Source organism: Pseudomonas sp. S30_BP2TU TE3576 (genome assembly GCF_050436025.1).
Classification (GTDB): domain Bacteria; phylum Pseudomonadota; class Gammaproteobacteria; order Pseudomonadales; family Pseudomonadaceae; genus Aquipseudomonas.
Map to the genome: position 1 here is coordinate 786,248 of NZ_JBNDLK010000001.1, position 24,916 is coordinate 811,163.

A 24,916-nucleotide genomic window follows, 5' to 3' on the forward strand; every position below is an offset into this window, starting at 1 on the left:
TATAGCAAGAAATTCAATCGAGCGGCTGTATATAGAAGACCAGCGGCTGCCACCGGGCATTTTTCACGGTCATTTGCAGGGATGCAAACCTCAGCTAAGGTTGTCCCTCCCAAAATGGCCATATAAAGGAAAGGACCATGAAGCTGATCGGTATGCTCGACTCGCCCTACGTAAGGCGCGCAGCCATTTCTGCCAAATGTCTGGGAATCACGCTGGAACATCAATCGGTGTCGGTGTTCCGCCACTTCGAACAATTCCGGGAGATCAACCCGGTGGTCAAAGCGCCCACCCTGGTGCTGGATGACGGTGAGGTGTTGATGGACTCGACGCTGATCATCGACTACCTGGAAACCCTCGCCGATAACAGTCTGATGCCCGTCGAACCGGCTCAGCGTCTGCGCGCGTTGCGCCTGATTGGCCTGGCGCTGGCCGCCAGCGAAAAGTCCGTGCAGCTTTACTACGAGCGCAACCTGCGGCCGGCAAAAGTTCAGTTCGAACCTTGGGTGCAGCGGGTCGAGGGACAACTCGCGGCAGCCTATACGGCGCTGGAGCAGGAACTGGAAAAGCAGCCGCTGAAGACTGACGGTGCGATTGAGCAGGATGGCATCACCCTCGCCGTGGCCTGGAGCTTCACCAACCTGGTGGTGCCGGATCAGGTGAATGCAGCGCAGTTTCCGCGGATCGCCGCGTTCACGAAGTATGCCGAGGGACTTGAGGTGTTTGTGGATACGCCGATCGAATAGATAGATTCGCTTCGCCTGACCTGCCGTCTTCGCGAGCAAGCCCGCTCCCACAATAATTTTCGTCGTACGCGGATTTTGTGCTCGACATCATTCCATTGTGGGAGCGAGCTTGCTCCGGGCGGCATTCCGACGATGGCGTCGTGTCAGTCGACCCATGAATTGCCTGTCAGCCCGCTATCGTGAGCCAGATGAAAGTTAATTTATTAAGTCGCAGGCAATTCTTGGCAAAATGTTCGCAACTTCGTATTGAACTGCTTATCAGGCCAGCCTTATGACCCGCATCTTGACCATCGAAGACGACGCCGTGACCGCCCGGGAAATTGTCGCCGAACTGAGCAGCCACGGCCTCGACGTCGACTGGGTCGACAATGGCCGCGAAGGGCTGGAGCGTGCGGTCAGCGGCAATTATGACCTGATCACCCTCGACCGCATGTTGCCCGAGCTCGATGGCCTGGCGATCGTCACCACACTGCGGACCATGGGCGTGACGACGCCGATCCTGATGATCAGCGCACTGTCCGATGTCGATGAGCGAGTGCGCGGCTTGCGCGCTGGCGGCGACGACTACCTGACCAAACCCTTCGCCACCGATGAAATGGCCGCCCGGGTCGAAGTCCTGCTGCGCCGGCAGAACACCGTGACCGCCCAGGCCACCACGCTGCGGGTGGCGGATCTGGAGCTGAACCTGATCAGCCACGAAGCCAGCCGCGACGGCCAACTGCTGACGCTGTTGCCCACCGAATACAAGTTGCTGGAATTCCTGATGCGCAATACCGGGCAAATCCTGTCGCGGATGATGATTTTCGAAGAAGTCTGGGGGTACCACTTCGACCCCGGCACCAACCTGATCGACGTACACATTGGCCGTCTGCGCAAGAAGATCGACCCGCCTGGCAATGTCCCACTGATTCGGACCGTGCGAGGCTCGGGTTATGTCATTGCCGAACCCGTCTAAAGGCTGGCGCTCTTCCAGTAGTCGCCTGCTCGCGCTCTACAGCTCCCTGTTCGTGATCTGGAGCGGGATTCTCATGGGGGTCATGTACTACGAGGTTTCCGCTTACCTGGACAACCTGGCCAAGCATTCGCTGATGCAGCGCCAGCACCTGTTTTCACGCTTCTCCGGCGAGCAACTGGTGGACGCCCTCGCCGTCAGCATGACCTTCGACATCCGCGGCATCGACGCCTACGGCCTGTTCGATGCCCACCACCGTTACCTCAGCGGCGCCCTGCGCTACATTCCGGACGGCTTGCCGCTCGACGGCAAGATCCACATGCTCAACGACTGCGATGCCTCCGATGACACCGACGACCAGACGCTGCCTGCCGACAGTTGCGACGCCGTGGCGACCCGCACCCTCGACGGCCGCTGGCTGGTGCTGGTGCGTGACAACGGTTCGTTGTTTGCCGTGACCCGGATCATCCTTCACGCCTTGTTCTGGGGGGTGACGCTGACCATTGTGCCGGGCATCGTTGGCTGGTATTTGCTGCGGCGCCGTCCGTTGCGGCGCATTCGCGGGATTCAGGCCAGTGCCGAAGCCATCGTCGCCGGCGACCTGAGCCGGCGCCTGCCACTGTCCAATCGGCGTGACGAACTGGACATGCTCGCCGCCATCGTCAACGCCATGCTCGAACGCATCGAGCGCTTGATGAACGAGGTCAAGGGCGTGTGCGACAACATCGCCCATGACCTGCGCACGCCCCTCACCCGCCTGCGCGCGCAGCTTTACCGCATGCAGCAGCAAGCCGGCGAAGGCTCGCCGCAGGCCATGCAACTGGACCTGGTGCTGGCCGAGGCCGATACACTGATGGCGCGTTTCCGAGGCTTGCTGCGGATTTCCGAACTGGAAGATCGCCAGCGCCGCTCCGGTTTCGTACAACTGGACCCGGTGCCGTTGCTGCAAGAACTGCATGAGTTCTATCTGCCCCTGGCGGAAGACGACGGCCTGGTTTTTCAACTGCACCTGCCCGCCTCCTTGCCCCCCCTCAATGGCGACCGGGCACTGCTGTTCGAAGCCGTGGCGAACCTGCTAAGCAATTCGATCAAATTCACCCCGCCCGGTGGCGCAGTGATTTTGCGTGGGGTCAACGATGGCGGGCATACACGGATCGAAGTGCTCGACTCCGGCCCGGGCATTCCCGAGGCGGAACGTGAGGCGGTGTTCCAGCGGTTCTATCGTGCCGAGGCGGGCAATCAAAAAAGCGGCTTCGGGCTGGGGCTGTCCATCGTCGCGGCGATTGTCAGCCTGCACGGATTTACGCTGGAGGTCGGCAGCAGCGAACTGGGTGGTGCGCGGCTGGTGCTCGATTGTCGGGAGAGTTTGATAGCGCAGGCCTAGTGTTCATCCGAAGATCAAAACAGATCCTTTGTGGGAGCGGGCTTGCTCGCGAATGCGGTTTCTCATTCAACAAATATGTTGTTTGACTCTCCGCTTTCGCGAGCAAGCCCGCTCCCACAGGAAATGGTGTTTTGACTGTCAGACCGGGTAATTGGCCCGCAGCGCCTCAAGCCCACCCTGATAGATGCCGGTAAACAACGCCTCCACCTCCTCCACGCTCACGCCCACCGGCTCGAACCTCCCGGACCAGGTCACCCGCGCGCCCTTGCCTTGCGCCTCGACCTTGATCGTCGCCAGATAATCAGTCGCCGGAAAGGGTGCCTGTAAAATCGAGTAGCTGTAGGTTTGAGCCGCGTTGTCGAACGCTTGCAGACGTTCGATCACCACCGCGCCGTCCGCCGTTTGCAGGCTGCGCACACGCCCGCCTTCGCTCAGTTCGCTCTTGGGAATGAACGGCAGCCAGTCCGGCAGCGAATTGAAACCGCCAATCAATTGCCAGACCTGTTCGGCCGAAGCCGGGATGTCGATGAAGGCTGATGCAGTTGCCATGAAATATTCTCTCTAATCAATAAGGTTCAGATGGCCAGACTGTCGACGACACCGCCGTCAACTCGCAAGGCAGCGCCGGTAGTGGCAGAGGATAACGGCGAAGCGATGTAGGCCACCAGATTGGCAACCTCCTCGACATCCGCCACGCGCTGGATGATCGACGTCGGCCGGGCCTTGCGCACGAACGCATCGGCTTCGTCCCGGGCGCTGCGCCCGGATTCGGCCGTGGCGTCCTTGAGCATTTCTTCCAGGCCATCGGTAAAGGTCGGGCCGGGCAGGATCGCATTGACCGTCACGCCGGTGCCGGCCAGACGTTTGGCCAAACCATGGGACACGGCCAGGTTGGCGCTTTTGGTCACGCCATAGTTGATCATGTCCGCCGGGGTTGCCACGCCGGATTCCGAAGACAGGAAGATCACCCGCCCCCAGCCCTGCTTGACCATCTCCGGCGTGTAGTGCCGGGACAGGCGCACGCCGGAGATCACATTGACTTCGTAGAAGCGTGTCCACTCACTGTCCGGGGCGTCGAAGAAGTCCACCGTGTTGAAGATCCCGAGGTTGTTCACCAGGATGTCCGCCCGAGGTTCGGCGGCGAACAATATTTCGGCGCCTTCGGCGGTGCCGAGGTCGGCGGTCACGCCGCGCAATTGCGCGCCGGGTACGCGTTGGCGAATGCTCGCCAGCGCCTGCTCGACCTTGACCGTGTCGCGGCCGATCACCACCACCGTGGCGCCCGCCTCGGCCAGCGCCTGGCTGATGCCCAGGCCAATGCCGGCGGTGCTGCCGCTGACGATTGCCAATTTTCCACTCAAATCAATCTTCATGCTCAAGCTCCAGTGAGGGGCAAGGGTGCGCGCTCGGAAACCAACTTCGCCTCACGCATCGCCTGCCAGAATGCAGCGGGAATCACCGCCGACAACGCGGCCACATCTTCGGCGATCCGCTCCGGGCGACTGGAGCCCGGAATCACCGCGGCCACTGCCGGGTTGGCCAACGAGAATTGCAATGCAGCGGCTTTGACGTCGACACCGTGGGCCGTCGCAATGCGTTTGATCTGCTCGACCTTGTTGATGATCGCCGGGCTGGCCTTCTGGTATTCGAAGTGCGCGCCACCGGCGAGGATGCCCGAGCTGTACGGGCCACCGACCACGATTTCGACGTTCTGCGCCTGGGCAGCGTCCATCAGACGCTGCAAGGCACGATCATGGTCGAGAAGAGTGTAGCGGCCAGCCAACAGGAAACCGTCCGGCTGCGCTTCACTCAGATCAAGGGTCAGTTCGCACGGTTCGACCTTGTTCACCCCCAGGCCCCAGCCCTTGATCACGCCCTCTTCGCGCAAACGCGTCAGCACTTTGAAGGCACCGGTACGGGCCTGGTTGAAGTACTCCAGCCACTGATCGCCGTAGAAATCCTGGGCGATGTCGTGCACCCAGACGATGTCCAGGCGATCGGTTTGCAGGCGCTTGAGGCTGTCCTCGATCGAACGCATCGTTGCATCGGCGCTGTAGTCGTTGACGATCCTGTTCGGCCGGCCGTGCTCGAACACTCCGCTCTTCTCGCCCAGGTCACGGGCGGCGGCGTCTTCAACTTCATCGAGAATCACCCGGCCGACCTTGCTGCTGAGTACATAGTCGTCACGGTTGTAGCGCGACAGTGCGCTGCCAAGGCGAATCTCCGACAGTCCCGAACCGTAGAACGGCGCGGTATCGAAGTAGCGCACGCCGGCATCCCAGGCCGCGTGGACAGTCGCCTGTGCTTCTTCTTCCGGGATGGCGCGGAACATGTTGCCCAGCGGTGCGGTGCCGAAACCCAGCGCGCCAGGCAGTTTGTCTTTCAAGCTCATGGATGATTCCTCGTCAGTAGTCAGGGGTCAGTGATGACCGTTGAGCAGATCCTAGATTGCGAGGATCTGACCGTCCAAGACATAATGTGCAGCACTTGAGTCCCTACAGGTCTGATATGATCGACATCCGCCAATTGCGCTACTTCGTCGCCGTCGCCGAGGAAGAACACGTCGGGCGCGCCGCCGAACGTCTGCACATTTCCCAGTCCCCCCTGAGCCGGCAGATCGCGCAGCTCGAAGAACGCCTGGGCCTGACCCTGTTCGAGCGCAGCCAGCAACGCATCCGCCTGACCCGCGACGGCCAGACCTTCCTCGCCGAAACCCGCGCCCTGCTGACCCACGCCAATCGCCTGGAATCCCTCGGCAAACGCCTGGGGCGCGGCGAAGAAGGCGGCCTGTGCATTGGCTACATCGAAAATGCCATGCACGCTGGCGTGCTGCCCAATGCCTTGCGCGTGCTGCGGGTGGACCGGCCGAACGTACATGTGGCGCTGTACAACCTCAGCTCGGCCGAACAACTGGAAGGCTTGCGCCAGCGAAGCCTGGACATCGCCCTGGTCAGCGAACCACCGACCGATGACGACCCCGACCTGCTGGGTTTCCAGGTGCTGGACGACCCGATGCTGCTGGCCCTGCCCGAGCACCATCGGCTGGCGCAGCAGACAGTGCTGACCCCGGCGGACCTCGCCGACCAGGAATGGATCGGCGTGCAGCACCGACAGAACGCCAGTTGCCACGACGACTTCATCAGCGCCTGCATCCGCGCCGGCTTCACCCCGGATATCCGCATGCAAGCCACCGAACCCTTCACCGCACTGGGGCTGGTCGCGTCGGGGCTGGGCATCGCGATGATCCAGAAAGGCCTGAGCCGCAACGCCCCGCCGGGGGTGGTGCTGCGGGAAGTGCCATGGATTTGCTACACCACGCCATTGTGGGCGGCGTGGCACCGGATCAATTTGCGGCCGCTGGTGGAGACATTCAGGAAGGTGTTGACGGAGCCTGAATCCACCACCTGAAACTGTGGGAGCGGGCTTGCCCGCGATTGCGATCTACCTGCCAACAAAACCGTCGGCTGACACTCCGCCATCGCGGGCAAGCCCGCTCCCACAGGTTTCGTGCTCAGCCCAAAGCCATGTTTTTGTCGTGACAACCGCACATTAAACATCGACTGACCACCCTTGTTTAACGGCTGTCAGCGTAACTTGATGAAAGCTACAGCGCCTTGCGTCATTGCCTACGGTTACGCCAGAATCCGCCGGCTTACGCGTCTTGGGTCCGGGCTTTATCGTTAGCCGGTCGCTGAAAAACAGCGATCGGGTTTGGTAGCCCGGAGTACTGCGCGTAGCGCCACTTCAAGCAGTTGCTGCTTTTATGGTCGTCATGCGCAGGGCCTCTTCGGGGGCGCCGGTTCCAGTACTCCGGTCTACCAACCTGTGCATGGCCACCGCCCTTCGTTTGGTAGCGAAAGTGATGGCTCCAATTTTTACAGTACTGGAGTTCTATCGATGATCAAACCAACACCCAACCCGCCAGAAACCGATCCAGCCTCCCCCTACGAAAGCCCCGACTCCAAGCAATTCCACGAAGCGGCCGAGCGCGCCCTCAATCACTACCTCAACCCCGCCGCCAACATCATGGCCACGCCCCACAAACCGTCCACGATGTTCACCATCAACCCCGACATCGACACCGAGACCCTGTTGGCCCACGCCTGCGAATCACTGGCCTCGGCCAATGTGATGACCAATGATCTGGCGGGTTTTCTTGAGGGCTCGCATCGCAACACACTGCTGGGCATTGCTCAGGTCATCATGCTGGGTGAACTGGCGGTGAACCGGGCGCTGGATCGACTTGATCCGCCTGAGTAAAGCGCCGAACGTGTGGGAGCGGGCTTGCTCGCGAATGCGGACGTTCAGTCGCCTTGATGTTGTCTGACACTCCGCGTTCGCGAGCAAGCCCGCTCCCACAGTTGATTGATGCCGTACGCAGCCTTTTTGCTCGCTGGCGATCCCGTGTGGGAGATTCTATGGAACGGGTCAACGATAACGATCCGGCAGAACGCTGGTTGCGTTCGAAAATTGCACAGCACATGGCGGTTCCACCACCGGCACATTGACCGGGCGGAACAGGAACGGCTCGGACTCGCGCAGGTACACCGGCATGTCGGTCACCGGTGGCATGGCCGGAATCTCGAAGTACATCTGCACCACCCAGCCACGGTGATAGCTGGCATGGTTGACCACGTGCAGCAGCATCGCGCCGGCGCTCATGATGCCGCTTTCGCCCGAAACAAAGGTGAACTCCACGAGCTTGTCCAGGGAGGCATCGGTTTGCCGGGCGCTCCAGTCGCAGTACCAGCGATCGATCTCTTTTTGCGCCATGCGCAGTTCGGACAGATCGGCATGCAGCAGATCGTGTGAGGTCTTGAAACCATGCCCCCGGCCTTCAAGATGCGCCTGCCAGATGCAATCCACCACGTAGACGTGATTGAGGGTACCGATCATGTTTTTGAACACCGACACCCGTTCTTTTTTGACTTCGCCCGGTGGGAGCGCCGCGAGACTGTCAAAGAGGCGCTGATTGGCCCAGCGTTTGTAATCGGCCAGCAGGCAGGCTGTGCGTACGGTGATCATCAGAGTTCTCCGATGGCGGTAAGCGCATTCCCTAGCATAGACCCGATGGCCGCGAAGCAGTACCAGCACTGATCATCGGTCGTTCAAGCGCTTCACCACGCGCTCGGCGGTGCCAGGGAACTCTTGGTGATCGCCGCGCATCCTAAATTATGTGGTACTTACCTTATGCTTCATGCTGTCGGAGGACACCGTCATGCGCCGTCTGTTTATCATTTCTTCCCTGGTTCTTTGTTTACCCTTCGGCTCGGCTCTGGCTAAAGTGGATGCCGGTGACGTCGCTACTTCCGCCGGGGTTTCCGCCTCGCTTTATTCGACGTTCAAAGACGACAAACTCATGATTCCCGCCCGGGATGACGCCTCCAGCTTCGTCGCCAGTGGCGGTGCGATTCGTGGTGCTTACCTGGAGTCGGTGTTGAAAAAAATCCGTCAGGACAATCCCGCTCTCAACAACGCAAGCGACGAAGACCTGGCCCGCGCCATCCTCGTCCGGGAAGGCGTTGCCGCCGATCACTGAGGATCGTCATCGTCAGCGGTGGGGCTTGTGACACCGGGATAGCGTTTCCAGCCCTACCTGGCGTGCGTGCCAGTGGACAAGCGTGCCCACCCGGCCACGAGTTGCGCGTTGATACTCACCCCGCCGCACACCACGATCACCACGTCATGGGCATCGGCAATCGCCGGGTGATCCAGGTAGGCAATCGCCAATGAAACCCCGCACGCCGGCTCGACCAACTGACGCAAATCATTGGCGTAACGCACCACGCCCATGATCGCTTCATCATCACTGAGTACCACGCATTCATGGGGGAAAGCGCCAATGTGCCTGACCGGCCACGCCGCCACTTGCGCGGCGCCCAGGGACGTGGCAACGGTGTCGATTTTCGCCAGTTTGACCGGGTGCCCGGCCGCCACCGCTGCGGCGAACGATGCCGCGCCCTCGGTTTCGCAGGCAATGAGCCGACAATCGGTGCGTCCATGACGGATCAGACCGGTGAGCAGCCCCGCCAACAGGCCACCACCGCCAACCGAGGTCACCAGCACATCGACCTGCGGACAGTCTTCGAGGATTTCATCGACCATTGTGCTGTGCCCTTCCCACAACACCGGGTGGTCGAAGGCCGGCACGAATTCGCTGCGCGGGTCCTGGGCGAGTTCCTGTGCCCGTTGATTGGCTTCGTCCCAGACCTTGCCGTGCACGATCACCTCGGCGCCGGTCTTGCTGATCCGCGCCCGGGTGCTTTGCGGAGTCGTATGCGGCACCACGATGCATGCCTTGAGCCCCAAACGGGCTGCAGCCATGGCCGTGGCCAGCCCCGCGTTCCCGGCGGAGGGACAGACCACTTCGCGCTTGCCCTGCTCCGCCGCCCGGCTGCACAGCAAACCCATGCCGCGCATTTTGAACGAACCGCTGGGTTGCAGGTTTTCCAGTTTCAGCCAGATACGCCGGGTCGGGGTCGACAGGCCAGGGTGCAGGATCAAAGGCGTTCGGATGTGAAGCATATGAACTCCTGTTACACGCCACCGGCTCGTCGAACTCCCGCGAGCCGGTGGTGAACGGTCCTCTCTCCCAAGCTTAGTTCACCCGACCTCGGGGCGACCGTCTCAACGATAACGCGGCGCCGCTGCGCAGTTGCCAAACAACCCGGACAGCGTCCGGCGCTGGGCTTCGTAACGGTCCCACTGGCTGCCATCGTGCAGGCCCGGAATAGTCACCACTTCGCCGGCCGCCAGGCCAACGAGCGCGGCATCGACCATGTCTTCGGCGGACATCACGATTTCTTTCGGCAGGTTTTCCACCGGGTTGCCGGCCTCGCTCCAGAAATCGGTGGCGGTCGCCCCCGGCAACACCGCCTGGATGCGTACGCCCTTGTCCGCCAGTTCATGCTGCATCGACTGGCTCAGTGCCAGGACAAACGCCTTGGTCCCGCCGTACACGCCGTTGAGGATTTGCGGGGCGATGGCGACGATGGAGGCGATATTGATCACGGTGCCGCTGCCCCGGGCGACGAAACCCGGTACAGCCGCATAGGCCAGGCGCATCAACGCCGTCACATTGAGGTTGATCATCGCGTCCATGTCGTCCACGGGACTGGCGAGCAGCGGCATGACGCCACCGACCCCGGCATTGTTGACCAACAGGGTGATGCTGGCGTCGCTGCGCAGGATCTGTTCGACCCGCAGCGAATCCGCCTTGTTCGTCAGGTCGGCGACAACCGCTTCCACGGTGCGCCCGGTTTCGTCGCTCAAATGGCTGGCCAGGGCATTGAGTCGGCCCCGGCTGCGAGCCACCAGAATCAGGTCGTAACCCTGCCGGGCGAGGCGATCGGCATACACCGCACCAATGCCCGAAGAAGCGCCGGTGATCAGTGCAGTGCCTTTGGATGAGAGAGCCATGGTGCAATTCCTCTACGGTGAGGCGAGAGATTCGCCGGGTGCAGACCGTTATAAAGGGACTTTCTACTGTCTCAAATGACGTTTAAAGTACGTTTTTCGGACACAAGCGTTTGAGGACAGATCCATGATCAGCGTGGGGTTCGTGGTTTTCGAGGGTTTCCAGTCCATGGCACTGGCCGCCATGCCGGTGTTCGAGTACGCCAATTTCAGTGCCGCAGAGACGCTGTATGACGTGCGCGTGCTGTCCGAAAACGGGCACAACCTGCGGGCCTCCGGCGGCTTGAGCGTTGGCACGGAGGCATTCGACGGGCGCGTATTCGACACGGTGATCGTGGTCGGTGGCGACTCAATCGTCGAACAGGCGCCCGAGGCCGTGCTGGATTACCTGCGGGCCAGCATCCACACGGCACGCCGGACGGCGTCGATCTGCTCCGGGGCGTTCGTCATGGCCCAGGCCGGTTTGCTCGACGGCCGGCGTGCCACCACTCACTGGGCCTACGCCCGGGAACTGCAAGCGCGGTTTCCGGCGATCAAGGTCGAAGCCGATCGCATCTATGTAATCGACGGTTCGATCTGGACCTCCGCCGGCATGACAGCGGGTATTGACCTCGCATTGGCCATGGTCGAAAAGGACCACGGCGCCGAGTTGGCCCGGGCGGTGGCACAGAAACTGGTGATGTACCACCGCCGCGCTGGCGGCCAGTCGCAGCACTCGGCGCTGCTGGAGCTGGAGCCGAAATCCGATCGCATTCAAACCGTACTCGGCTACGCCCGGGAACACCTAGCGCAACCGCTTTCGGTGGAGCAACTGGCGCAAGTGGCCAACCTCAGCCCCCGGCAATTCAGCCGGGCGTTTCGCGCCGAAACCGGGCAATCGCCGGCCAAGGCCATCGAAAACCTGCGCCTGGAAGCGGCACGACAGATGCTTGAACGCGGACGCCTGACCCTCGACCAGATCGCCCTGGAAACCGGGTTCAGTGATCGACGGCGCATGCGTGAAACATTCCTGCGGGTGTTCGGGCAACCGCCACAGGTGATCAGGCGCAATGCGCGAGCGGAGGTATCCGTGTAGCAGCCGGCTTGCCGGCGATTGCCTCAGAAGGATGTGTTGAGTCTGGAAACGCCATCGCTGGCAAGCCAGCTCCTACAATGAAGGGTGGTGAGATTCCTCGTGTGAGGTAGTTATGAAAATGTCGGCCAAACTGGCGTTTTTCGCCATCGTCAGCACCCTCGCCTACCTCGTCCTGGCGATCTGGGGGCTGGGTGGCTTCGCGGCTTATTTCAGCCACGGTTCTCTGGTCGTCGTTGCCCTGGCCACCCTGGTCATGGCCATTGCATCACTGTTCACCGAGGTCAACCTGAGTTCGGGGGAACGCGAAGACCGGGCCAATCGCTGGGTCCTCCCGGCTTTCGGCGTGATCGGTGTGCTGAGCGGCTTTCTGCCGGCCTATACCGACCGCATCGATTTCTGGACTTTCGGCGGTGAGGGCGTGCGTTGGCTCGGGGCGCTGTTGTTCATCGTGGGCGGCGCGCTGCGGTTGTGGCCGGTGTTTGTGCTGGGCAAACGCTTCAGCGGGCTGGTGGCCATCCAGCCGGGGCATCAGCTGGTCACCGAGGGGATTTACCGTAACCTGCGCAACCCCAGTTATCTGGGGATGATGGTCATCGCCGTGGGCTGGGCGCTGGCCTTTCGTTCGGGGGTTGGGTTGTTGCTGGCAGCCTTGACCTTGATCCCGCTGATTGCCCGGATTCACTCGGAAGAGGCTTTGCTGAAGGCGCAGTTCGGCAGCGAATACGAGGCCTATTGCGCCCGCTCCTGGCGGCTGGTTCCCGGACTTTACTGACTGCAACACTGATCCCCTGTGGGAGCGGGCTTGCTCGCGAAGGCGTCCTTTCAGTCGACATGTTGTTTGAATGATGGACCGCTTTCGCGAGCAAGCCCGCTCCCACATTAGATGGCGTGCAGGCGCAGACCAGCGGCATCCACCTGAACCCGCACCGATTCATAACTTGCCAGCGACGCATGCAACGTCTCGATCGGCTGCTCATGCGTCGCCGTGACAATCATCAAATCCGCCCCCGCCGCCTCGGCCGCCAGAATCCCCACCGTGGCGTCTTCAAAAATCAGACACTGCGCAGGCTCGACGCCCAGGCGCCGGGCTGCGAGTTTGTACCCCGCTGGATCGGGCTTGCCGGCCGTGACGTCCTCGGCAGTCACCAGCACCTCAGGCTTGGGAATCCCCGCCGCCGCCATCCGTCGCAACGCCAGTTCCCGCGGGGCGGAAGTGACGATGGCCCACTGGCTGGCTGGCAAAGACCGCAAAAATTTCGCCGCACCAGCCACTTCGAAGACCCCGTCGACGTCGTCGATTTCCGCTTCGGTAATCCAGGCGGCTTCGGCCTCGGCATCTACACCGGGCAACCCCAGGCGCCTGATGGTATCGATGGCGCGGGCGCCGTGAATGGTCGGCAGGAAGGTTTCGACATCGACACCATGACGCACCGCCCAGGTTGTCCAGACCCGCTCGGCGGCGGCAATGGAGGTCAGGACGGTGCCGTCCATGTCGAATAGAAAGGCACGGTAAGTCGAGTTGAAAACAGAATGATCAGACAAGGAATAGAACCTCGCAGGTGCCGCACGGATTTACCCGGCAATGTAGCATCTGCGAGGGCGTCAGTTGAGCTTCCTGGACTTTAAGGCGCCATCGACACAGTCCAGCAATGAACCGATGGCCCAGGGTTTCTTGATGAACGAAACGGCGTGTCGCACCCCGGAGCTGGCCGGGGTTTCAAAACCGGACATGATCATGATCGGCTTGTCCGGCCAGCGATCACCGAATTGGTTGGCCAGGTCCGCACCATTGAGCGTGCCGGGCATGGTGATGTCCGTCAGCAGCAAGCCCACCTCCGGCGCATGCTGTTCCAGATAGATGGCTGCCGCGTCTGCACTGACATGCGGCTCGACGACAAAACCTTCCTCCTGAAGAATCTCACAGAGAAATTCGAGGATCAGCGGGTCGTCCTCAACCACCAGAATCAACCCGCCAGGAAGATCTCGACCCGCTGTCGGTGCTCGACTCATGACCGTGCCGCTCCCTGATTGCCTCAATGATTTCGCGGGCTCTAGCCCGCCACTTAAAGTTATGAGCAGCGGATTCGGCGGAAATTCATTTTTGATACAGCCAGGTGACCGGCATCAAGCGTCCGGATCAATCACCGATGTCCTTTTTCGGGGTTCAGGCAGTTCGGGGCGACAAAAAACCTGTGGGAGCGGGCTTGCTCGCGAAGGCGTAGTGTCAGTCGCTATCAATGTTGACTGATACGCCGCTTTCGCGAGCAAGCCCGCTCCCACACGGTCTGCGGTGGTTGGACTTACTGAGACATTTCGCTTTTTTTCATTGCATCCTTGGACATCGCATCTTTTTTCATCGCGTCCTTGGACATGCTGCCTTTGGACATGGCGTCCTTGGACATCGAATCGGTTTTCTTCATCGCGTCTTTCTTCATCGCATCCTTGGACATCGCATCCTTGGACATCGAGTCCTTGCTCATGCTGTCGTTACTCATAGTGTCAGCTGCAAAGACACTGGCGGCACCAACGGCCAGGCACATGGACAGAACAACGGTGGTCAACTTTTTCATGATGAAACTCCTTGAAGCACGGGATTGCGGACGGTGAATGTTTCGGGCATTCATCAGCTGCCACCAAACCAGTTGTAGCCCTGGTCTTCCCAGTAGCCGCCGCTGTAGGTGTTGCTGACGAAAATCGCCTGAATGTGTTTGGGGTTCTTGTAGCCAAGTTTGGTGGGCATGCGCAGCTTCATCGGGAAGCCGTATTGGCGCGGCAGCACCGCGCCGTCATAGGTCAGCGTCAGCAGGGTTTGCGCGTGCAGCGCGGTGGCCATGTCGATGCTGGTGTAGTAGTCGTCGGCGCATTTGAAACCGACGTATTTGGCGTCGGTGTCGGCGCCGATGCGCTTAAGGAAATCGCTGAAACGCACGCCACCCCAACGGCCGATCGCGCTCCAGCCTTCAACGCAAATGTGCCGGGTGATCTGCTCGGTCTGGGCCATGGCACGCAGCTCTTCGAGGCGCCAGCTGCGTTTGTCGGCGACCAGTCCGGTGACTTCCAGGCGATAGCTCTCCTCCTCCACCGCCGGTGCCTCGTCGATACCGTAAAAGGCATTGAACGGAAACGGCCGGGTGATCATCGACTCGGGATAGGTCGGCGCCATCGCGTTGGGGTTGAACAGCCAGCCCTGCACGCGGTCGTTAAAGCGCGACATGGACGACAACGCGGTCTCGACGCTTTCGTTGTCGGTGATGTTGCAACCGGACAACATGGCCATGCCGCCCAGAGTCAGGCCGCGCAGCAGGAACGAGCGGCGCGAGCGGTCTTCAATCTGCGGGGCGAGGATCTTGCGGGCGTCGGTCAGGATCGACGACTCGTCCAGCCCGGGTATCTGAATGCGCTTTTTCATGCTTGCTCCTTGCGGCCGACGATCATGGCCAACAGCGTTTTCGGCACCAGCGCGACCATCAGCAGATGCACCGCCACGAAGGCCACCAACAGCGCCATGGCGAAGAAATGCACGCGGCGTGCGCCTTCGTAACCGAACAGCAATTCACGCAGCAGCGGGAACTGCACCGACTTCCACAACACCAGCCCGGAGAGCACCAGCAGCGTGATATCGACCATCACGAACAGGTAGGCGACTCGTTGCACCTGGTTGTAATGACTGAGGTCAGCGTGTCCGAGTTTTCCGCGCAACGCGGCCCACAGGTCATGCAACACGCCTCTGGGCGAAACCGGGAAGAAGCGTCGCTTCAGGCGTCCGCTGAACAGGTTGAAGGCCAGGTAGATCAGGCCGTTGATCGCCAGGAACCACATCGCCGCGAAATGCCATTGCAGCGCGCCGCCCAGCCAGCCGCCGAGGGTGATCGACTTGGGAAAACTGAATTCGTAGATCGGCGAGGCGTTGTAGATGCGCCAGCCGCTGGTGACCATCACCAGCACCGCCAGGGCGTTGAGCCAATGGGTCAGGCGTAGCCAGCGTGGATGACTGGACTTGGGTGAAGCAGTGGTCTGCGACATGTCCGGCTCCCGGTTGTTATTCGTTGGAGCCGATTATGGGAGCCGGAAGATCGCCAAATCCTCACGTAAAGTTAAATTAAACGTGATAACTCGTTCCTGACGAACATCAGAAAACCTGTGGGAGCGGGCTTGCTCGCGAAGGCGACGGCACATTCAACATTGATGCAAGCTGAACCACCGCTTTCGCGAGCAAGCCCGCTCCCACAGGGGGATTTGTGTGGTCCGCCGTATGCGCAATTATGTTTAAATGCCGCCCCCTACAAATGACCGACCCGACCCGATGAACCCTGAAGCCCTCGCCACCCTCAACCAACAGGTGCTGACTGCCCTGGCAGCCGCCCCCGCAGAAACCCGTCGCCTGTTCCACGGTCGTGGCCGCTGCTGGCCGGGGCTGGAGCAAGTGACTGTGGACTGGTTGCAAGGCGTGGTGCTGGTGGCGCTGTTCAAGGAGCCGGAAGCAGCGCAACTGGAAGACTTGAAGCAGTTGCTGATGGCGATCACCCAGTCTGAACAGTGGGCGAAATCCGGCGCCCATACGCTGCTGCTGCAACATCGCTACCTGCTGCAAAGCACCACCGAATGGCTGCTCGGGGAAGCCATCGAGGAAATGACCATCACCGAAGGCGGTCTGAAGTACCGGGTGGATCTTGGCCGCAAGCAAAACACCGGGCTGTTCCTCGACATGCGCTACGGTCGCGACTGGGTGCGGGCCAATGCCGAAGGCAAACGGGTATTGAACCTGTTCGCCTACACCTGCGGTTTCTCGGTGGCGGCCATCGAAGGCGGCGCGAGCCACGTGGTCAACCTCGACATGTCGAGCCCGGCCCTGAGCCGTGGTCGCGACAACCACCGGCTCAACGGCCACGACTTGAGCAAGGTGAGTTTCCTCGGCCACGACCTGTTCAAGTCCTGGGGCAAGGTGATCGGCAAAGGCCCGTACGATCTGGTGATCATCGACCCGCCGTCGTTCCAGAAAGGCAGCTTTTTACTGACCAAGGATTACCAGCGCGTGCTGCGCCGTTTGCCAGAGTTGCTCAGCCCTCAGGGCACTGTGCTGGCGTGCATGAACGACCCGGCCTTTGGCCCCGACTTCCTCATCGACGGCGTGACCCGCGAGGCACCGAGCTTGCGGTTCGAGCAGCGGCTGGAGAATCCGCCGGAGTTTCCCGATGCCGATGTCGAGTGTGGGTTGAAGGCGTTGGTGTTCCGGCTGGAAGGCTAAAAGATCACAGCCTGGACACTACTAATGCGGATTTCGTATGCCCTCGACTCTGTAATGAACATCACCTTGGTGGCTCAACATAAGTCGGTGGGCTCCCCGTTTGGTACTTCCAGGAAAACCTCGCAGATCCGCAGACCACAAACCGTCCTGATGCCGATGCCAACTGAGCGCTCCAGTGCGGCCTTCACGCAGACTGCTGATCGTTGAGGAAACACTTTTGTGGCGAGGGTCAGACGAATTACCCAGGATTGAATCCACCGCTTGGGTATCAATCTCCCAGTGTTGAACTGATTTCGGCGCCATTGATGATGCGACCGAGCTCGTACCGGACTGTGACGTTTTACCGGCCTTGCGCATGTTCGAAACAGAGGCACCTTCTACCTCAAATGATTCAACATAGGGCGATTGTTCAGTGGATGATTGCTCTTTCGGCGTATCTCGAACCAGCAGCGTGTTGTAGCCAAGCCGCTTTAGCTCTCGAACCGGATTTTTTTCCGTGCTAAGGACGCGCCATACCTTGCCTACGTTGCCTTCGGGACCTGTATAGCCAAATATTTTTCCTGTTTGCGAATGGAAAAGTCTAAGGGCCACCCCGTCACTTCCCGAGGCATTACGGTGTTCAAAAGCAAAGCTCGAAAACTTTGTAGTTTCCTCCTGTGTCAGGTTTTCGTTCGCCGCCAGGCTGGTGGCCAGATTTTTAATGTCCTCGCCAAACTGCCGTTCCACTACGTCTTGATTGGCGGCCACAGCCTCTGGTCGTAACTGTAGATACTCGTGCGTTCGCACAATCCCGAACAGCGCTCCACCCAGCAGGGCGCCGACTGAGGCACCTGTCATGGCATTGCCCGCCAACCAACCTAACCCGGCCCCGGTCAAGGTCAGCAAGAACACGAGAATAGCCCCTCCCAAAATCTGGGTACCCGTAACCTGCTCTCCGTTTAATCCGAGTCGATCAGCGAAGTTGATCGGGTTATTACCCACCATCTCATAGCGATTGGGCCCCTCCACTTCCCCCGCCGGATCCGGACAAATCCAGTGCTGCAACCAAGGGGCGTAATACCTATAGCCATAGTAATAGAGCCCAGTCGCATCCCGTTCCTTGCCCGAATAACGAATGGTTTTGTACTTCGCTACCAATGCGCTTTTACCCGCCCAGCACGCCGTACCGCCAAAGGGGTAATAGTGTTCCTGGGTCAGCACGCCCGCCTCGTCGTCCAGTTCCAGGGTGCTGGAACCGAGGTGGTCGCTGAGGCTGAAGCGTAATTGATCGTCATGAGTACCTTGGGGCCAGTGCAGTGCCCGCACGCTGCTGCGCCCTGCTTCGATACTGATAACGTGATGCTCTTCACCCTCGGCCTGGCGGTGGATTTCCAGACCGGGGAGGTAACGGACCTCGCTACACAGGGTGCGACCGCTGCTGTGGGCGAATCCCACTTTGCGCAGGCGATGACCGGGGCGGTCGTAGCGGTAGCCTTCGTAGTCGTCCGGCCCGGTTTCGCGTTTGACCAACGTCACGCGAGTCAATTGATTGCGACTGTCCCAGAGCATGGCTTGCCCGCGTTGCAGTTCCCGTTGATTGCCACCGGCATCAAAACCCGAGTCGATATCGGGCTCGCCCGGCAGCGAACCGTCGTCCCGTTGCCCGAGGCTGCGATTGCTTCGGGCCGAGGTGAACATCGAGAAACCGGGCGCACCGCTGTGCTGGCGGCTAATCAAATTGCCGCCCCGGTCGTACTCGAAGCGCTGGGTGTAATTACGCCGTTGATTAGGGTCCAGTGGCGTGGGCAGCAGTGTCGGCAGCGTCGGACCATGACTCAGCTGGCTGACCTCCCAACCTCGGGCTTCGACCAGTTGGTACAGGCTGTCGTAGCGGTAGCGGTTGATCGGGTCGATGCGCTGGTTGTTGAAATGGGTCACCGGTTGGGACCGGTCATGCAGTTCGACGATGTTGCGCGCCGCGTCGTAGACGTAGTTCAGGTCCTGCAAGGGGGTCTGGTTGCCGACCGCCGCCGTCAGCCGGATCAGACGCCCGTCATCGGCCGCGTACTCGACGCGGGTCAGCACGCCATTGCCGGCAGTTTCGCGTTCAACCTGATTGAGGGCGTTGTAGCGGATCGCACTGACCAGCCGTTGCGGTCGCGTGCCCTCGCCGGCCATGTGCAGCCAGGTCTCACTCACCTTGCCCGCCACGTTGTAGCCAAAGGTGCGAACGTTGCCCATGGCATCGGTTTGTACCCGCAGCTCACCGCCGGGAGTGAAGGTGTGGCGGGTGATGAACGATTGCGCTTCCAGCCATGTCTCGCACTCATCGATGTCCAAGGGCCATCAGGGATTTCGAGGTCAGCGAGGAAGCGTTGTTCTTCAACCAGCACGGCACCGGCAAGTCCATAGGCGGGGAAGATTTGAGTGCCCGCCGGATGGTCATGGCGGATCAACTGCCCGCATTGGTTGCGCTCGGCGAACGCTGGAGCGCAATCACCGTAGGTCAGTCGCTCCACTACCCGAGGCGCTTCTCCAGCGACCTGTTCCACGACGGCGATCGGTCGCTGTTGTGCGTCGAACCCGGTGTGCCGCTGACTGCCGCGCGCATCCCAGAACGAACAGGGCGAACCGGCCTGATCCGGCAAACCCAACTGCCATCCGGCATCGACGCTGTCCGTCAGCAACGGTTGACCGCTCAGGCCGTAGAGCGTGGTCAGGTTCGGTTTCGGCGCCGTGCCCCACAATCGCGGGTCCCAGGACTCAACCAAGCGGCCTGCCGCGTCGAAGCGTTGCCGGGTGATGCGTGGATCAATCGCCGGGCTGTCCGGGTGGCGGCAGTAACCGACGCTGCGCACTGCCAGGGTGCGCGGATCAATAACCGATAGCGCCGGTGTCCCGGCGTGGTGATGGTCGTTCACGGTATTGACGGTCCTTCGCTTTGACTGAGGAAAGACTGGGCCTTTTTTGGCCGGACCGAAACTGTAAGAAGTTACAGGTCGGCGCCTGTGAAATCGTCATCGCGAGCAGGCTCGCTCCTACAATGAATCGTGCCGAATGGACGGGAGCAAGCTCCCTCGCCACAGGTGATCACCGACTCTGGCAGGGAAGTTTTCATACAGGGAAATCAGCGCTTTACCGGGGAGACAGCAATGACTCTTGGCTGGAGAATGACTGGCAAATCCGCCCACGCCTAAAGTGAGCTACGCCGTCTCACTCCACTACTATTGAGAGATCTGGCTTCACTCTTCGAAGTTCTAAAGCTCTCAAGCTCCTCCCAAACACTTGGCCGACGTAACCCGGCAGCAGGTTTCACATGTACTAAAAAATCGGGTGGCGATTGGTATGCTCTGCCTTGAATGACAATCGCAGGCTCGTCAATTCGCTCAACTTTCCAAGGAGTCATTCCAAATACATCAGCAATTCTTTTCGTAGATTTACCATTTTCAGTTTTATCAAGAAATACATCCATCATCTCCTTCGACCCACTCTTCAAATTTTCCGTAAGCTTTATAGTGTTTGCATTCACTACAGCAGTACGCCTGATAACAGAAGGCAGATGACCAAAAAAACCATTATGCTTCGACACTGCTGAGTACTGATACTTAACCACATCGGCCGCATAGTATTCTTTCGCCTTGGATGGCCGCTTATTACGAATAAAACTCCACTCATCCTTGGTATAGAGATTATAAAACTCGTCACTGACACTTTGGGTAATTTCACCAACATAATTGGAAATTTTAGAGGTAATCCTCCCGCTCTCAATGGACCCAAGATCATGCTTTAAAGCAGACGAAACAAATTCATAGCGAGCGCCATCCTCACCCGTAATATTCAGCCGCGCTTGCAACTTCATGACCAATCTCTTTCCTACAAGATCCTGATATTCCCGTTCCCATCTATTAACAATAGGTTCATTGATTAATCCCTCGCTATCATAAAAGACTACAGGGTTATTTTTTACCATCTGGTACTGATTTGATCCCGCGACGTCTCCAGCCGGGTCCGAGCTCAACCACCGCTGCAACCACGGTGCGTAATAGCGATACCCGTAGTAATAAAGCCCCGTCACATCCAGTTCTTTCCCCGAGTACCGAATAGTCTTGTACTGCGCCACTAAGGCACTTTTGCCCGCCCAGCAGGCCGTGCCACCAAAGGGGTAATAGTGTTCCTGGGTCAGCACGCCCGCCTCGTCGTCCAGTTCCAGGGTGCTGGAACCGAGGTGGTCGCTGAGGCTGAAGCGTAATTGATCGTCATGAGTATCTGCGGGCCAGTGCAGCGCACGCACGTTGCTGCGCCCGGCTTCGACACTGATAACGTGATGCTCTTCACCCTCGGCCTGGCGGTGGATTTCCAGACCGGGGAGGTAACGGACCTCGCTGCGCAGGGTGCGGCCGCTGCTGTGGGCGAACCCCACTTTGCGCAAGCGGTGGCCGGGGCGGTCGTAGCGGTAGCCTTCGTAGTCGTCCGGCCCGGTTTCGCGTTTGACCAAGGTGACCTGGTGCAATTGATTGCGGCTGTCCCAGAGCATGGCTTGCCCGCGTTGCAGCTCCCGTTGATTGCCACCGGCATCAAAACCCGAGTCGATATCGGGCTCGCCCGGCAGCGAACCGTCGTCCCGTTGCCCGAGGCTGCGATTGCTTCGGGCCGAGGTGAACATCGAGAAACCGGGCGCACCGCTGTGCTGGCGGCTAATCAAATTGCCGCCCCGGTCGTACTCGAAGCGCTGGGTGTAATTACGCCGTTGATTAGGGTCCAGTGGCGTGGGCAACAGTGTCGGCAGCGTCGGGCCATGACTTGGCTGGCTGACCTCCCAACCTCGGGCTTCGACCAGTTGGTACAGGCTGTCGTAGCGGTAGCGGTTGATCGGGTCGATGCGCTGGTTGTTGAAATACGTCACGGACTGGGACTTGTCCTCCAGCTCGACGATGTTGCCCAGCGGGTCGTAGCGGTAGTTCAGGTCCTGCAAGGGGTTCTGGTTGCCGACCGCCGCCGTCAGCCGGATCAGACGCCCGTCATCGGCCGCGTATTCAACACGGGTCAGCACGCCATTGCCGGCGGTTTCGCTTTCAACCTGATTGAGGGCGTTGTAGCGGATCGCACTGACCAGCCGTTGCGGTCGCGTGCCCTCGCCGGCCATGTGCAGCCAGGTCTCACTCACCTTGCCCGCCACGTTGTAGCCAAAGGTGCGAACGTTGCCCATGGCATCGGTTTGACGCTGAAGCTCACCACCGGGGTTGAAGGCGTGGCGAGTGATGAACGACCGATCTTCCAGCCATGTCTCGCGCTCATCGATGTCCAAGGGCCAATCAGGGATTTCGAGGTCAGCGAGGAAGCGTTGTTCTTCAACCAGCACGGCACCGGCAAGTCCATAGGCGGGGAAGATTTGAGTGCCCGCCGGATGGTCATGGCGGATCAACTGCCCGCATTGGTTGCGCTCGGCAAACGCTGGAGCGCAATCACCGTAGGTCAGTCGCTCCACTACCCGAGGCGCTTCTCCAGCGACCTGTTCCACGACGGCGATCGGTCGCTGTTGTGCGTCGAACCCGGTGTGCCGCTGACTGCCTCGTGCATCCCAGAACGAACAGGGCGAACCCGCCTGATCCGGCAAACCCAACTGCCATCCGCCATCGACGCTGTCCGTCAGCAACGGTTGACCGCTCAGGCCGTAGAGCGTGGTCAGGTTCGGTTTCGGCGCCGTGCCCCACAATCGCGGGTCCCAGGATTCAACCAAGCGCCCTGCCGCGTCAAACCGCTGCCGGGTAATGCGTGGATCAATCATCGGGCTATCCGGATGGCGGCAATAGCCCACGCTGTGAACCGCCAGGGTGCGCGGGTCGATGACCGACAGCGTCGGTGTCGCGGCGTGAGGGTTCATGGCGTTGACGGCCCTTCGTTCTGACAGAGGACAGACTGAGCCCTTTTACGCCGGACCGAAACTGTAAGAAGTTACAGTTGAGCGTCTTTGACACCACCATGGTGGGCAACGCTTTTTCCATTCAAGCGGATGAGACGCAGGGCAGGCGATTCAACGCGGCTGCAACACCAAGGCAAACAACTCGCCATGCCCGCTCACGTTGAGCTTGTGATAGAGGTTGCGCCGGTGCACTTTCACTGTCTCCGGGGAAATGCCCATTTGCTGGGCGATGGCCTTGCTGGAGAAGCCCTGGAGAATCAGGCGCGCAGTTTCGATTTCCCGCAGCGTCAGGCGTGCGTCGAAGCGATCGAGCAAGGTCGCCAGATCGCCGGCCGGTGGTTCGGCGACCGGCCCTTCCGGCGGCAGCAAATCCAGGTGTCGGCGCATCGCTGCCAATACCCAATCACGCACGCACAGCAGGCGGCCCTGCTCCTCAAGGCTAAAGCGCGAAGAACGCCCGAGGGACAGACCGAGCACGGCGCCGTCGATGTTGACCATGAACTGCAACTCGTCCCCACCGACCACGGCGCTGAAGTAACTGAGGTAATACTCGCTGTGCTGGAACTGGTCGGGGGCCACTGATTCGAGGCTGTGCAAACCGTCGGCAATGCCCGCACAGGCGGCTTGATAGAACGGATCGAGCAGGTACATGCCGGCGCTGTAGTCCGCCAGTTCTTCCTGCTCATCGCGGTTGCCATTGGCATCGAAATCAATCAGCAGGCGCGGCACATGCCCCGGCCGCATCAGCGCCACCAGGGCGTTGTCCAGCGGCACCAGCAAGCGTAGGGTATCGACCAGCGCACGCCAGAAACCGTCCCGCCCCACTGCCGTGAAAACCCGCGCCAGCCCCTGGTGCACCGGCAACTCTTTCAACAACGCGTCCACGCACTACCCCTTTTGAGTAACCCATGATGGGAATGGGTGAAGGCCACCCCGGTCGATACGCTGCAAACTCCTGATTACCACCGGCCATAGCAGGCCAGGAGTGCCGCATCATGAGTCGTCACCGCTTGTATTTCAATCTGGGGTTTGGCGCCTGTCTGGCGGCGTCGCTGCCGGCCTTTGCCGTCGAAACCCCGACCGTGCACGTATACAACTGGTACGACTATATCGGCCCCACCACCCTGCAGGATTTCAAGCGTGACACCGGGATCGCGCCGGTCTACGACACCTTCGACAGCGCCGAAGTACTCGAAGGCAAGTTACTCACCAGCCGCAGCGGCTACGACGTGGTGGTGGCGAGCAACTTCAGTCTGCCCACCCTGATCAAGGCCGGCGCCCTCGCCCCACTGCCCCGCTCGCAGATGCCGGACTTCAAGAACATGGACGCCGATCTGCTGGCGAAACTGGCCAACAACGATCCGGGCAACCAGTACGCCGTGCCGTATCTTTGGGGCACCAACGGCATTGGCTACAACATCGACAAAGTGCGCGCGGTGCTGGGCGACAAAGCGCCTGTGGATTCCTGGGATCTGGTGTTCAAGGAAGAGAACCTGGCCAGGCTCGGCGAGTGCGGTGTGGCCATGCTCGACTCGCCGTCGGAGATGCTGCCGGTGGCCCTGCACTACCTCGGCCTGCCACCCAACAGCACCAATCCCGAAGACTACAAGAAGGCCGAAGCGCTGCTGCTCAAGCTGCGCCCGCACATCGCCTACTTCAACTCGTCGAAGTTCATCAGCGACCTGTCCAACGGCAACATCTGCGTGGCGGTCGGCTGGTCCGGGGCGATGCTCGAAGCCAAGACCACAGCCGAGCAGGCCGGCAACGGCGTGAAGATCGCCTACAGCCTGCCCAAGGAAGGCGCGCCGGTGTGGTTCGACACGCTGGTGCTGCTCAAGGACGCACCGCACCCCGAACAAGGGATGGCGTTCATCGACTACCTGATGCGCCCTGAAGTCATCGCCCCGGTCAGCGACCACCTCAACTATCCCAACGGCAACCGCAGCGCCACGACGCTGGTCGCCGAGGCGACCCGCAGTAACCCGGCCGTCTATCCGCCAGCGGAAGCCATGGCCACGTTGTTTACCCTCCAGCCTTTGCCTCCGGCCACCGAGCGAGTGCGCACGCGGATCTGGAGCAAGGTCAAAAACGGTCAGTAGCAAGGACACCGCAAAACCCTGTGGGAGCGAGCTTGCTCGCGATAGCGGTGGATCAGTTGCCATAGATGTTGAATGTAACGACCCCATCGCGAGCAAGCTCGCT

At 60.4% G+C, this 24,916-nt stretch carries 25 protein-coding genes; 10 read left to right on the forward strand and 15 right to left on the reverse strand.

The features are described 5' to 3' along the window. Positions 1 to 137: 137 nt before the first annotated feature. From ABIA48_RS03510 to ABIA48_RS03520, 3 genes are all read left to right on the forward strand, one after another. Positions 138 to 743: a glutathione S-transferase gene (locus ABIA48_RS03510; RefSeq protein WP_429487074.1), complete on the forward strand. Its 606-nt coding sequence runs from the start codon at positions 138 to 140 to the stop codon at positions 741 to 743. A 271-nt stretch (positions 744 to 1,014) separates the two neighbouring features. Continuing rightward, complete coding sequence (locus ABIA48_RS03515) at positions 1,015 to 1,698, forward strand: response regulator transcription factor (RefSeq protein WP_007986234.1); 684 nt, start codon at positions 1,015 to 1,017, stop codon at positions 1,696 to 1,698. After that, positions 1,676 to 3,079 carry a sensor histidine kinase gene (locus ABIA48_RS03520; protein WP_429487075.1) on the forward strand — a complete coding sequence of 468 codons (1,404 nt, stop codon included), beginning with the start codon at positions 1,676 to 1,678 and terminating at the stop codon, positions 3,077 to 3,079. Before ABIA48_RS03515 ends, ABIA48_RS03520 begins: the two co-directional genes overlap by 23 nt. A 138-nt stretch (positions 3,080 to 3,217) precedes the next feature. Here the strand turns inward: ABIA48_RS03520 and ABIA48_RS03525 are convergent, their stop codons facing one another. From ABIA48_RS03525 to ABIA48_RS03535, 3 genes are read right to left on the reverse strand one after another with little or no spacing between them, the layout of a single operon-like run. Beyond that, entirely contained in the window at positions 3,218 to 3,628 is a 411-nt protein-coding gene (locus ABIA48_RS03525; RefSeq protein WP_429487076.1) for an SRPBCC family protein, read from the reverse strand. 26 nt (positions 3,629 to 3,654) lie between these two features. Further along, complete coding sequence (locus ABIA48_RS03530) at positions 3,655 to 4,452, reverse strand: SDR family NAD(P)-dependent oxidoreductase (protein ID WP_429487077.1); 798 nt, start codon at positions 4,450 to 4,452, stop codon at positions 3,655 to 3,657. Between the two features lie 2 nt (positions 4,453 to 4,454). After that, entirely contained in the window at positions 4,455 to 5,471 is a 1,017-nt protein-coding gene (locus ABIA48_RS03535) for an aldo/keto reductase (protein ID WP_429487078.1), read from the reverse strand. A gap of 116 nt (positions 5,472 to 5,587) precedes the next feature. Between ABIA48_RS03535 and ABIA48_RS03540 the strand changes: the two genes are divergently transcribed. Both ABIA48_RS03540 and ABIA48_RS03545 read left to right on the forward strand, forming a co-directional pair. Beyond that, on the forward strand, positions 5,588 to 6,487 hold the full coding sequence (locus ABIA48_RS03540; protein ID WP_429487079.1) for a LysR substrate-binding domain-containing protein: 900 nt from the start codon (positions 5,588 to 5,590) through the stop codon (positions 6,485 to 6,487). A 489-nt stretch (positions 6,488 to 6,976) separates the two neighbouring features. Continuing rightward, a complete protein-coding gene (locus tag ABIA48_RS03545; RefSeq protein ID WP_007986222.1) occupies positions 6,977 to 7,339 on the forward strand; it encodes a DUF6124 family protein in 363 nt (120 codons plus the stop codon). 168 nt (positions 7,340 to 7,507) lie between these two features. On the opposite strand, the gene ABIA48_RS03550 is transcribed toward ABIA48_RS03545, so the two are convergent. After that, the gene (locus tag ABIA48_RS03550) at positions 7,508 to 8,104 is read right to left on the reverse strand and encodes a DinB family protein (RefSeq protein WP_429487080.1); all 597 of its coding nucleotides are present in this window, start codon (positions 8,102 to 8,104) and stop codon (positions 7,508 to 7,510) included. A 193-nt stretch (positions 8,105 to 8,297) separates the two neighbouring features. On the opposite strand from ABIA48_RS03550, the gene ABIA48_RS03555 reads away from it, so the two are divergent. Next, on the forward strand, positions 8,298 to 8,618 hold the full coding sequence (locus ABIA48_RS03555; RefSeq protein ID WP_429487081.1) for a DUF2388 domain-containing protein: 321 nt from the start codon (positions 8,298 to 8,300) through the stop codon (positions 8,616 to 8,618). Positions 8,619 to 8,671: 53 nt separating this feature from the next. Here ABIA48_RS03555 and ABIA48_RS03560 read toward each other — a convergent pair whose 3' ends face one another. Further along, positions 8,672 to 9,604: a pyridoxal-phosphate dependent enzyme gene (locus ABIA48_RS03560; RefSeq protein WP_429487082.1), complete on the reverse strand. Its 933-nt coding sequence runs from the start codon at positions 9,602 to 9,604 to the stop codon at positions 8,672 to 8,674. Positions 9,605 to 9,706: 102 nt separating this feature from the next. Next, positions 9,707 to 10,498: an SDR family NAD(P)-dependent oxidoreductase gene (locus ABIA48_RS03565; protein WP_429487083.1), complete on the reverse strand. Its 792-nt coding sequence runs from the start codon at positions 10,496 to 10,498 to the stop codon at positions 9,707 to 9,709. Between the two features lie 124 nt (positions 10,499 to 10,622). Here ABIA48_RS03565 and ABIA48_RS03570 point away from each other — a divergent pair, with 124 nt between their 5' ends. Continuing rightward, positions 10,623 to 11,570: a GlxA family transcriptional regulator gene (locus tag ABIA48_RS03570; RefSeq protein ID WP_429487084.1), complete on the forward strand. Its 948-nt coding sequence runs from the start codon at positions 10,623 to 10,625 to the stop codon at positions 11,568 to 11,570. 112 nt (positions 11,571 to 11,682) lie between these two features. Continuing rightward, the gene (locus tag ABIA48_RS03575) at positions 11,683 to 12,342 is read left to right on the forward strand and encodes a methyltransferase family protein (RefSeq protein WP_429487085.1); all 660 of its coding nucleotides are present in this window, start codon (positions 11,683 to 11,685) and stop codon (positions 12,340 to 12,342) included. 107 nt (positions 12,343 to 12,449) lie between these two features. Here ABIA48_RS03575 and ABIA48_RS03580 read toward each other — a convergent pair whose 3' ends face one another. From ABIA48_RS03580 to ABIA48_RS03600, 5 genes are all read right to left on the reverse strand, one after another. Beyond that, positions 12,450 to 13,112, reverse strand: coding sequence for an HAD-IA family hydrolase (locus ABIA48_RS03580; protein WP_429487086.1), 663 nt, complete (start codon positions 13,110 to 13,112; stop codon positions 12,450 to 12,452). Positions 13,113 to 13,172: 60 nt separating this feature from the next. Continuing rightward, positions 13,173 to 13,580: a response regulator gene (locus tag ABIA48_RS03585; RefSeq protein ID WP_429487087.1), complete on the reverse strand. Its 408-nt coding sequence runs from the start codon at positions 13,578 to 13,580 to the stop codon at positions 13,173 to 13,175. A gap of 290 nt (positions 13,581 to 13,870) precedes the next feature. After that, positions 13,871 to 14,140 (reverse strand): pentapeptide MXKDX repeat protein, encoded by a 270-nt coding sequence (locus ABIA48_RS03590; RefSeq protein WP_429487088.1) that lies wholly within the window; start codon positions 14,138 to 14,140, stop codon positions 13,871 to 13,873. 53 nt (positions 14,141 to 14,193) lie between these two features. Then, the gene (locus ABIA48_RS03595) at positions 14,194 to 14,979 is read right to left on the reverse strand and encodes a molybdopterin-dependent oxidoreductase (RefSeq protein WP_429487089.1); all 786 of its coding nucleotides are present in this window, start codon (positions 14,977 to 14,979) and stop codon (positions 14,194 to 14,196) included. Continuing rightward, positions 14,976 to 15,593, reverse strand: a complete 618-nt coding sequence (locus ABIA48_RS03600; protein ID WP_007984961.1) for a cytochrome b/b6 domain-containing protein — start codon at positions 15,591 to 15,593, stop codon at positions 14,976 to 14,978. The genes ABIA48_RS03595 and ABIA48_RS03600 overlap by 4 nt, the downstream gene beginning before the upstream one ends. A gap of 280 nt (positions 15,594 to 15,873) precedes the next feature. Between ABIA48_RS03600 and ABIA48_RS03605 the strand changes: the two genes are divergently transcribed. Then, positions 15,874 to 16,815, forward strand: a complete 942-nt coding sequence (locus ABIA48_RS03605; RefSeq protein ID WP_429487090.1) for a class I SAM-dependent methyltransferase — start codon at positions 15,874 to 15,876, stop codon at positions 16,813 to 16,815. Between the two features lie 21 nt (positions 16,816 to 16,836). Here ABIA48_RS03605 and ABIA48_RS03610 read toward each other — a convergent pair whose 3' ends face one another. The 4 genes from ABIA48_RS03610 to ABIA48_RS03625 all read right to left on the reverse strand — a co-directional run bounded on the left by ABIA48_RS03610 (position 16,837) and on the right by ABIA48_RS03625 (position 23,599). Continuing rightward, positions 16,837 to 19,107, reverse strand: coding sequence for an RHS repeat domain-containing protein (locus tag ABIA48_RS03610; protein ID WP_429492777.1), 2,271 nt, complete (start codon positions 19,105 to 19,107; stop codon positions 16,837 to 16,839). Next, a complete protein-coding gene (locus ABIA48_RS03615; protein ID WP_429487091.1) occupies positions 18,990 to 19,715 on the reverse strand; it encodes a hypothetical protein in 726 nt (241 codons plus the stop codon). The genes ABIA48_RS03610 and ABIA48_RS03615 overlap by 118 nt, the downstream gene beginning before the upstream one ends. A 272-nt stretch (positions 19,716 to 19,987) precedes the next feature. After that, a complete protein-coding gene (locus ABIA48_RS03620; protein ID WP_429487092.1) occupies positions 19,988 to 22,675 on the reverse strand; it encodes an RHS repeat domain-containing protein in 2,688 nt (895 codons plus the stop codon). 150 nt (positions 22,676 to 22,825) lie between these two features. Beyond that, the gene (locus ABIA48_RS03625; RefSeq protein ID WP_429487093.1) at positions 22,826 to 23,599 is read right to left on the reverse strand and encodes a helix-turn-helix transcriptional regulator; all 774 of its coding nucleotides are present in this window, start codon (positions 23,597 to 23,599) and stop codon (positions 22,826 to 22,828) included. 110 nt (positions 23,600 to 23,709) lie between these two features. Here ABIA48_RS03625 and ABIA48_RS03630 point away from each other — a divergent pair, with 110 nt between their 5' ends. Next, a complete protein-coding gene (locus ABIA48_RS03630; RefSeq protein WP_429487094.1) occupies positions 23,710 to 24,813 on the forward strand; it encodes an extracellular solute-binding protein in 1,104 nt (367 codons plus the stop codon). Positions 24,814 to 24,916: the final 103 nt, after the last annotated feature.

Bases quoted from the DNA above. Each gene is read 5' to 3' on its own strand.
- ABIA48_RS03510 (WP_429487074.1), top strand. From the start codon at position 138: ATGAAGCTGATCGGTATGCTCGACTCGCCCTACGTAAGGCGCGCAGCC.
- ABIA48_RS03515 (WP_007986234.1), top strand. From the start codon at position 1,015: ATGACCCGCATCTTGACCATCGAAGACGACGCCGTGACCGCCCGGGAA.
- ABIA48_RS03520 (WP_429487075.1), top strand. From the start codon at position 1,676: ATGTCATTGCCGAACCCGTCTAAAGGCTGGCGCTCTTCCAGTAGTCGC.
- ABIA48_RS03525 (WP_429487076.1), bottom strand. From the start codon at position 3,628: ATGGCAACTGCATCAGCCTTCATCGACATCCCGGCTTCGGCCGAACAG.
- ABIA48_RS03530 (WP_429487077.1), bottom strand. From the start codon at position 4,452: ATGAAGATTGATTTGAGTGGAAAATTGGCAATCGTCAGCGGCAGCACC.
- ABIA48_RS03535 (WP_429487078.1), bottom strand. From the start codon at position 5,471: ATGAGCTTGAAAGACAAACTGCCTGGCGCGCTGGGTTTCGGCACCGCA.
- ABIA48_RS03540 (WP_429487079.1), top strand. From the start codon at position 5,588: ATGATCGACATCCGCCAATTGCGCTACTTCGTCGCCGTCGCCGAGGAA.
- ABIA48_RS03545 (WP_007986222.1), top strand. From the start codon at position 6,977: ATGATCAAACCAACACCCAACCCGCCAGAAACCGATCCAGCCTCCCCC.
- ABIA48_RS03550 (WP_429487080.1), bottom strand. From the start codon at position 8,104: ATGATCACCGTACGCACAGCCTGCCTGCTGGCCGATTACAAACGCTGG.
- ABIA48_RS03555 (WP_429487081.1), top strand. From the start codon at position 8,298: ATGCGCCGTCTGTTTATCATTTCTTCCCTGGTTCTTTGTTTACCCTTC.
- ABIA48_RS03560 (WP_429487082.1), bottom strand. From the start codon at position 9,604: ATGCTTCACATCCGAACGCCTTTGATCCTGCACCCTGGCCTGTCGACC.
- ABIA48_RS03565 (WP_429487083.1), bottom strand. From the start codon at position 10,498: ATGGCTCTCTCATCCAAAGGCACTGCACTGATCACCGGCGCTTCTTCG.
- ABIA48_RS03570 (WP_429487084.1), top strand. From the start codon at position 10,623: ATGATCAGCGTGGGGTTCGTGGTTTTCGAGGGTTTCCAGTCCATGGCA.
- ABIA48_RS03575 (WP_429487085.1), top strand. From the start codon at position 11,683: ATGAAAATGTCGGCCAAACTGGCGTTTTTCGCCATCGTCAGCACCCTC.
- ABIA48_RS03585 (WP_429487087.1), bottom strand. From the start codon at position 13,580: ATGAGTCGAGCACCGACAGCGGGTCGAGATCTTCCTGGCGGGTTGATT.
- ABIA48_RS03590 (WP_429487088.1), bottom strand. From the start codon at position 14,140: ATGAAAAAGTTGACCACCGTTGTTCTGTCCATGTGCCTGGCCGTTGGT.
- ABIA48_RS03595 (WP_429487089.1), bottom strand. From the start codon at position 14,979: ATGAAAAAGCGCATTCAGATACCCGGGCTGGACGAGTCGTCGATCCTG.
- ABIA48_RS03600 (WP_007984961.1), bottom strand. From the start codon at position 15,593: ATGTCGCAGACCACTGCTTCACCCAAGTCCAGTCATCCACGCTGGCTA.
- ABIA48_RS03605 (WP_429487090.1), top strand. From the start codon at position 15,874: ATGAACCCTGAAGCCCTCGCCACCCTCAACCAACAGGTGCTGACTGCC.
- ABIA48_RS03620 (WP_429487092.1), bottom strand. From the start codon at position 22,675: ATGAACCCTCACGCCGCGACACCGACGCTGTCGGTCATCGACCCGCGC.
- ABIA48_RS03630 (WP_429487094.1), top strand. From the start codon at position 23,710: ATGAGTCGTCACCGCTTGTATTTCAATCTGGGGTTTGGCGCCTGTCTG.